Raw genomic sequence first — 8321 nt, 5'->3', positions numbered from 1 at the left:
AGGGAAATGGTATCAGTTAAAAGAGCCCCTACATCTGGGTTTTCATTGGGGTTGGGAAGGGCGGGTTTAGTTACGTTATCGGTTTGTGGGGAAATGGTATCAGTCAAACCCGCCCCTACATCTTTATAATTGCGAAAACGGCGACTAATCACTTCAGCTAAACTGGCAAAATCATCGGAATGACCAATTGTTACTGTGGGATTTTTGATCTTATAGTGGCGATAATGTTGCTTAGCTGGTATTCCATTAATAAACACCACCTGAGAGGCTACTGCATTCGCGCCCTGAATGTGAGAAATATCATACCCTTCAATCCGATGTGGTAAATCTGGTAAATCTAAAATAGCGGCTAAATCCTCCATGGCTTGGGTATTGCGATCTGCGAATTTCTGAGTCCGTTCCAACTCATATCTAGCATTCCGTTCCACCATTTCAATTAATTCTGCTTTAGTTTGCCGTTGGGGAACTAAAATAGTAACTTTACGCCCTTTGCGTTCACTTAACCAATCTGCCAATAATTCCGCATCCGGTAACTCATGCTGAACTAAAATTTCAGTGGGAATTTCTACCGAGTCAACGGTTTGGTAATGATCTTCTAATACCCGTTCTAAAATAGCCCCCAATTCAATTCCCCCAGTCGGAACCTCGGCGAAAAATCCCAACCGCCCCACTAACCGACCGGCACGAATCTGGAATAATTGAATACAAGCATTATTGGCATCTGCCGAGAGCGCGATCGCATCCCGTGATACGGTATCATCAGGTAGGGCAACTTTTTGGTCAGCACTCAGGGCGTTCAACCCTTTAATCTGATCTCGAATTTTCGCGGCTAACTCAAAGTTCAGCGATTCCGCCGCTTGTTCCATATTCCGAGTTAGGATATCAATCAGTTCCCCCGTTCGTCCCTGAAACACCATCGCCATTTTTTGCACCATTTGGCGATACTCCTGGGGCGAAATTAGCTGTTGACAAACGCCAGGACAACGCCCAATATCATAGTTAAGACAGGGACGGTCTTTAAACAGAGGACGAGGGCGCTGGCGTTGGGGGAAAATCTGCTTAAGTAGGTGTAATGTGCTTCGCAGCAACCCGACATCCACATAAGGACCATAATATCGATCCTTTTCCTTTCTCAGGTTACGCTTGCGGGTAATAAAGATACGCGGATAGTCTTCTGACCAAGTAATACAAACATAGGGATATTTCTTATCATCTTTGAGCAGCACATTAAAATAAGGCTGATGCTGCTTGACTAAATTCGCTTCTAATGCTAAGGCTTCCGCTTCCGTATCAGTAACAATGAACTCAATCTCCGCCACCTGACGCACCATCATAGCGATACGGGGGCTTAGGGGTTGGGCGTTACGGAAATAGGAACGAACGCGCGATCGCAGCTTCTTTGATTTACCAATATAGAGGATGCGATCGCTCCCGTCACGCATTAAATACACCCCAGGTTCGCCGGGGATTTCTTTCAGGCGAAGTTCTAGGCGATCGGGATTATTGACTAGAGGGGTTACTTTAGCAGAGGATACCACAGATGCTGCTCATCTCGCTTACTCATCTTATCCTTATGATAAAACCTTTTTTTATTCATGAGACATGGAACATTTTATCCGGACAAGAGGTCAAAGGGAAAATCGGATAATTCTAGACGGTTTACCCAACAAAACTCTTAGGAGCTTGAACAATGAAAAAAATACTCATGCTCGCCGCCAGTCTCTTTATAATATCAGCAGAATCAGCTCAAGCTTGTAGTTGTTTACCCTCTACCCCGGATCAACATTTTGAATCCGCGAATGCTGTCTTTTCGGGTCAAGTTGTTAATGTCGTCACTCCCCGCCAAAATCCCAGACGTCTCGAATTATCGTCCCAACAAAAAAGAGTCATGTTTGAAGTTGCCGAAGTTTGGAAAGGAGAAGAAAGACGCCGATTAATGGTGATGACACCAGAGTCCAGCGCCAGTTGCGGCTTCAACTTTGTGGAAGGAGAATCTTACTTAGTCTATGCCTCAATTTCAGATAATAACTTAACCACATCCCTGTGCAGTGGCACAAAGCTATTAACACAAGCCCAAGAGGATTTAAAGATGTTAGAAAACCAAGAAACGCCTTCAGATACTGTCCCCTTAAAATCCTTATCTAAAGGCTTATACTCTGGAATAGAAGAACCATTTGAAACAGTAATTCGCAATCCCGGAAATTGGCAGCAATTTTGGACAAAATTTAATAAAAACTCTTCTCAAGCACCACCCTTACCCCAAGTTAACTGGACGGAAAGCATAGTGATTGGAATTGGGTTAGGGAATAAACCCAGTGGTGGCTATAGTATTGAAATTAAAGATATCGTGATCGAAGACGGTAAGCTGGTGATTAATGCTGTAGAACAGCAACCCGGACAAAACTGTGTTACAACAATGGCAATCACTCAACCTTATCATTTAGTTACGGTAAAACGAGTAGATTTACCTGTTCAATTTAACCGTAAAACTGAGATAATGAACTGCGATTAACGTCAAGAAAGGAAACCGAGAACAGGGAATAGGACACAGAAAATGGGGAAAAGTTGTTCCATGACTTAAACCCTATTACTCTGCTGTATCAGTCAAAACCTGTATTCGGTTTGCTCATATCCAGGATTATTTCTGACGAAAAACTCTGCGTCCCTCTGCGCTTACCTCTGCGTCCCTCTGCGTTAAAAAAAATCCACGCTACCGGACTTAATGTCAGACAGAGAAGGGTCTAGTGGGTTACAGCGTATAGAAAATTTAACAGTTTATTTCCCTGATTAAATATCCGCCTAACCCACCCTACAATTACAATAAAATAATTAGGGCTTGATCAAAGCGTTTCCAGTCCAATCTACCATGAATACCCCAGCCCACATCATGATTAATATGCTATGCCTAGGGCGTCAGGATACCGCCAATATCCTCACCCCAGTCGTAGTCGGTGCATTCCTCCCCGATGCTCCCATGTTTATATTTTACTTTGTTGAAAAAGTGATAAAAGGCACACCTGAAGGAATTATTTGGCGAGAAGCGTATTACAAAGAAAACTGGCAAAACTTTATTGACATTTTCAACTCTATCCCTCTAATTATCTTTGGTTTAGTTTTCACAGGCTGGTTAGGTTCCAAAATAGGAATAATATTTTTCTCCAGCATGTTTTTACATATTGTCGGTGATTTTCCCCTGCATCATAATGATGCCCATCGGCATTTTTTCCCCTTTTCCAATTGGCGGTTCCAGAGTCCAGTTTCCTATTGGGACCCCAATCATTACGGCACTATTGTCACTATTCTGGAAATCCTCGCCGTCATTATAAGCTGCGTTGTACTATTCCAAACCTACCAATCCATGACAGGTAGAATTAGTGTGGGGCTAATTGGAGTTTCCTATTTAGCCTATTTCATCTATGTTTTTACCGTTTGGGTTTAGGTCATATTTCCCCTAAATCGGTCTATGATCGGGCAAGACGGGTCTATGGGGGCTAACGTTTCCCTGGACAGGAAATTCTGCCAGACAACTCTAGGGGGAGCGATCGCGCTTTTGGCAAAGGCTATAATTTTAACCAATCTGGCAGGTTTTCACCCATCGCCAGACAAATGACAAATGACAAATAACGAAAATGAAAAAAGTATTTTTTTTACTGGGTGAACTTAATGATGATGACATGGATTGGATGATCGCGGTGGGAAACCGAAAGGAAGTTGCCGCCGGAACCATCCTGATTGAGGAAGGCAAACCCATCAATACTCTCCTGATTCTGCTGGAGGGAACGTTGTCAGTATCCGTTTCAGCGTTGCAAGGCAAGACAATCGCTCGACTAACCAGTGGTGCGGTTGTGGGGGAAATGTCCTTCGCAGATACTCGTCCTCCCTCTGCTACCGTTCAAACTGTGGAAAACTCTCTAATATTATCGATTCCTCGCCATCATCTGCTGGAAAAACTCCAAAAAGACCAAGGATTTGCCTCACGCTTCTATCGCGCGATCGCTATTTTTCTGTCTACTCGACTGCGGGGTACGGTTCGATATCTGGGTTATGCTACAACTGATTGGCTCAAAGACGATAGTGAGACGGAAGAACTCTCCCAAGAAGTCGTTGATAATGTACCGCTTGCCCAAGCCCGATTTGATTGGTTACTCAGGCGTTTGCGAAATAATGAGCATGCGGTGCTTCCAGAGTAATGGGTGCAGGGGAGCGGGGGAGAGATTCTCGAACTTGTGTATTATCCGATACATCTTTGTGTTAAATCCCTCCGTCCTATAAAAGATTTGACTATCTAGGAATTCCTCCCGATCTAGAGTTTAGCCTTTTTTCGGTGGACTCGCAGCCTCTTTATCAACCTTGGGTACAATGTCAGGACGTTCCTTATTTTCCCAACCGACTGGACGCTTAGAGTTATACCAGGCGATAGAGCCAAGCACTACAGCAGCAATAAAGCCGACAACATAGACCAATGTAAACGAGAAAGGAAATTGAGACCCTTGAGCCGCTGCTGCTTCCATCAATAAATTCATAGATTCACTCCTTATCCTATTTTGGTTATCCTATCAAAACTTGACAGACATATTTATCACCCCTGAGACCGAATTACACTCCCAGGGGAGCCGGGGAATCAGGGGGGAAGGAGTAATCAAAATCATGCCATTGAGCAAGGCGTTGGGTCAAAACTTTATTCCTCAGACGCGGGAGGAGCAGCGACTGGCGCAGGTGCAGGCGCCGCTGGAGCTGGTTCAGGTGCAGCTTTGCGCGAGGCGGGAGGCGCTGGGGGCGGTGCTACAGGCGCTGGGACAGTATTGCGCTCGACCGGGGGAGCCGAAACCGCCGCAGGTTGAGCTGGGGCTGGGGCTGGGGCTGGGGCTGGCTGAGCGGGTCTGGGTGCGGGTGCAGATCGTCTGGGTGGTGGGTTGCTGGGCGCTGTATTGCGAACCGGCGCTTGGGGACGGGAGGAACGGGCGGGTGCAGGTTGGCTCCTGGTGCTGCTGCGACTGCTTCCACTATTGGTATTAGTTGAACGTCGTGGGGAATAACTACGGCTGGTGGAACGAGAGGTTGATCGGCTGTTGTAAGTAGAAGCGCTGCGGGTTGTCCGCCTGCTTCTGGAGCTAGTCGGGTTTGTGGTATTGGATTTCTTGGTATAGGTTTTTTTCGGCTTGATCGGCTTAGCTTCAATAATCCCTTCGCGACCCTCTAATTTGTCGGGTCGATCGGGAAAGTCTTCCTCCCTCATATTTTCGACGGCTTCTTCCATAAACTCACGCCAGGTGATCGCGGCTGTGCTACTGGCTCCCCAAGTGGGTTTATTGTCATCATTGCCGAGCCAGACACCGGTTAGTTGGGGAATGTACCCGATGAACCAAAGGTCACGGGCTTCGTCTGAAGTGCCTGTTTTGCCCGCTACGGCGCGATCGCGCAGTTGAGCGTTCCCACCTGTGCCAGAAGTGACTACATTGCGGAGCATCCAGGTCATGATGGCGGCGGTGTCTTCGTCAATGGCTTGCTCTCTTTGAATCTGTTCTCGATAAATCACCTTACCCTGTCGATCCAGGATGCGGCGAATCCCATGGGGTTGGACGTGTACGCCAAGAGTTGCTAAGGTGCCGTAAGCACTGGTCAACTCCATTAAATTCACTTCTGAGGCGCCCAATGCTAGGGAATAGGTTTTGTTGAGGGTCGATTCAATACCCATTTTTTCAGCAATTTCCACCACCGGGTCCCAACCCACCTTAATTAAGGTTTTAACTGCCACAATGTTAACCGAATGGGTGAGAGCATCCCGAATCGACATCCAACCGCGAAAGGTTTCGCTATAGTTCTTCGGTTCATAGCCATCAACAACAAAGGGGGCATCCTCATAACTTTGATAGGGAGAAAAACCCGCTGCGATCGCGGTTGTGTAAACAAATGTTTTAAATGTCGAACCCGGTTGGCGTTGTGCCTGGGTGACGCGGTTAAATTGTTGATCAAAGAAATCCTTCCCCCCTACCATGGCTTTAATTTGACCGTTACGCGGATCAATTGCCACTAATGCCGCTTGTTCAAACCGTTGGTATTTGCCATAGGTTTCGATTGTCTCTGCCACCGCTGCTTCTGCTGCCATTTGCCACTGAGGATTAAGGGTTGTCTCCACAATCAATCCCTTTTTCCCCAAAACATCTGAGGGAACATATTTGGGTAGTTCCTGTTGAATATATTCAGTAAAATAAGACGCCTGTCGGTCTAACCGCTTGGGATTGCTGCGCGTTGTCCTCAGGGGAGTCGCGATCGCGGCGTCTGCTTCCCCCTGAGTAATATATCCATTTTTCTGCATCCGCCCCAGCACCACATTCCGACGCTCTTGGGCTATTTTTTTGTTAATAAAGGGGGAATACTCGCTCGGTGCGGGTGGCAAGGCTGCCAGGGTTGCCATTTCCGCTAAGGTCAATTCTGTGACGGGTTTACTAAAGTACACCCAAGCCGCATCTGCGACGCCATACGCCCCAGAACCCAAATACACCAGATTTAAATAGCGCTCCAAGATTTGATCTTTCTCCAAATCCCGCTCAATTTTTTGCGCCATCCGCATTTCTTTTAGCTTGCGCCCTAGGGTACGTTCCTGATCGAAATAGACAATCCGCGCCAACTGCTGGGTAATTGTACTGCCACCTTCTACCACATCTCTGGCTAACAGATTCGAGAACGCCGCCCGGATAATCCCTTGGTAATCCAGTCCGCTATGATTTTCAAAGCGTTGGTCTTCAATCGAAATAAAAGCTTGCTTCAGCGTTTCTGGGATTTCCCATATTTTCAGATTGTCGTGGGTAGCAGGTCCTATTTGCTGGAGGATCGTACCATCGGCTGCTTTTATGGTAATTGTTTCATCCCGGATATAGGTGAGCACATCATCGGTGGACTCCGGTAAACTTTCTTCTAGGGCTTGCCAGCTTAAACCGAAAGCGATCGCACCGCCGCTGATCCCCACCATTCCTATCCCCACCCAGAATTTGCGCTGACGATAGACGGGATCTGGTCCTGTGAATGACTTAACTAGGGTACTAGAAATTCCCTTGATCCCATTCATTGTCACCGTTGCGCCCCGTCGGCATTGTGTCAACAGACCCAACCGTGATAAAGGTTTAGTCTGGGAGTCTGGTTGAATCTGATCATCTGAGGCAGACTGGGTTGGTTGTTCCGTCACCGCCTCCGAATTCAACTGACTTGATGGATCTTCGTGCTTTGGGATAGAATTTGACACTTGAACTCCTCAATTAAACCACAAGCCGCCATTACTTCTTGCTTATTTTAGGGCTTGGGATCAAAATTTGCCGGATGGATGAAGCCAAGCTTCATGCTCAGTAAAATTCCGATGCTGGAGACTTGGCAATCTAGCGCCATCCTAGCATCGGTTCCGTTGGCTTTGAGGTGTCCCGGGGGTTCAATCGATTTTGTCTGCCAATGATTATCATTTTTTACAATTTAAGTCACTCCAGCGCTCAAATTGTATCTTAACCCTTGGAAAAATCCCACTGTACCCAGAGATACTGGGATGGGAGCAAGTTCAGACACCATGAGGCGATCGCACGATTCATCTACCGCGTGGGAAGGGATTTAGCCTCGTCATCCGATGTTGCTTTAGCCAAGGCGCGATCGCACTCAACCTAACTCTAAGGCGATCTCACTATAGACTCAATGCCCATCCCTTACCTCCCTATGAAGGGGTTATATTTTATGTTAGATCGTAGGGGCGCATGGCGTGCGCCCTTCCTTGGTGTTGATTCTGACATCTTCTCCCTATTGAGAACTAACGCCTCTGTGAAAGAGCGTGCGACTAACCTCTCATTCCTCACCCTTAACGTTTCTATAAATCAGTGAAAGAGCGTGTTACGGCGATCGCTACTTTGAGTTTAATAGTTTGTCATATTCGGCCTGTGTTCCGAGCCAAAACCAAACGAGATCATTATCCTGTTCGACTGCAATCGCTCTCTCCGTGTAAACCGATTCTAACTGACCAAAACCGACGTTCTTCTTTGGGCAAGTCTATGTCAGTAAAATTGATGACTACTGTAGTAGTTTAAGCGATTTGGGCTTAAACCTTTTCGTTCCTTGGGTGATCCCACCTGAATCGCGAGGGGCTACCCCTTCAACGAAGTAAGGGGTAGGGGGATAGCGGAAAATACGAGGGGTCAATCCCCGAAGTATTTTCAATCCCTGTCCCACTAGGTCGTATAATTTAGCTATGAAACAAGTTCTCACGATAGTTGTAAAACTCCAACCAACGCCTGAACAAGTTGCCTTCTTAGAGGTAACCCTTCAGGCGTTTGCGGATGCTTGTAACT

At 46.7% G+C, this 8321-nt stretch carries 7 protein-coding genes; 4 read left to right on the top strand and 3 right to left on the bottom strand.

Annotated elements, in window-relative coordinates; translation table 11 throughout:
- The coding region (gene uvrC, locus RLO19_RS29580) for an excinuclease ABC subunit UvrC (RefSeq protein WP_446361157.1) at window positions 1-1538 on the bottom strand (1538 nt) is incomplete at its 3' end.
- Window positions 1539-1690: 152 nt separating this feature from the next.
- On the opposite strand from uvrC, the gene RLO19_RS29575 reads away from it, so the two are divergent.
- The 3 genes from RLO19_RS29575 to RLO19_RS29565 all read left to right on the top strand — a co-directional run bounded on the left by RLO19_RS29575 (window position 1691) and on the right by RLO19_RS29565 (window position 4190).
- Complete coding sequence (locus RLO19_RS29575) at window positions 1691-2512, top strand: protease complex subunit PrcB family protein (RefSeq protein ID WP_446361155.1); 822 nt, start codon at window positions 1691-1693, stop codon at window positions 2510-2512.
- A gap of 354 nt (window positions 2513-2866) precedes the next feature.
- Window positions 2867-3439: a hypothetical protein gene (locus RLO19_RS29570; RefSeq protein WP_446361153.1), complete on the top strand. Its 573-nt coding sequence runs from the start codon at window positions 2867-2869 to the stop codon at window positions 3437-3439.
- Between the two features lie 190 nt (window positions 3440-3629).
- Window positions 3630-4190, top strand: a complete 561-nt coding sequence (locus RLO19_RS29565) for a cyclic nucleotide-binding domain-containing protein (protein WP_446361151.1) — start codon at window positions 3630-3632, stop codon at window positions 4188-4190.
- Between the two features lie 120 nt (window positions 4191-4310).
- Here RLO19_RS29565 and psb35 read toward each other — a convergent pair whose 3' ends face one another.
- Window positions 4311-4523 (bottom strand): photosystem II assembly protein Psb35, encoded by a 213-nt coding sequence (psb35, locus tag RLO19_RS29560; RefSeq protein WP_446335292.1) that lies wholly within the window; start codon window positions 4521-4523, stop codon window positions 4311-4313.
- Between the two features lie 155 nt (window positions 4524-4678).
- Window positions 4679-7066 (bottom strand): transglycosylase domain-containing protein, encoded by a 2388-nt coding sequence (locus RLO19_RS29555; protein ID WP_446361159.1) that lies wholly within the window; start codon window positions 7064-7066, stop codon window positions 4679-4681.
- Window positions 7067-7497: 431 nt separating this feature from the next.
- Here RLO19_RS29555 and RLO19_RS29550 point away from each other — a divergent pair, with 431 nt between their 5' ends.
- Window positions 7498-7647 carry a hypothetical protein gene (locus tag RLO19_RS29550; protein ID WP_446361149.1) on the top strand — a complete coding sequence of 50 codons (150 nt, stop codon included), beginning with the start codon at window positions 7498-7500 and terminating at the stop codon, window positions 7645-7647.
- Window positions 7648-8321: the final 674 nt, after the last annotated feature.

This window comes from Coleofasciculus sp. G2-EDA-02, assembly GCF_040226375.1.
Classification (GTDB): Bacteria; Cyanobacteriota; Cyanobacteriia; order Cyanobacteriales; family Coleofasciculaceae; genus Coleofasciculus.
The sequence above is the reverse complement of the archived record's forward strand: the minus strand, read 5'-3'. Positions and strand labels throughout refer to the sequence as shown.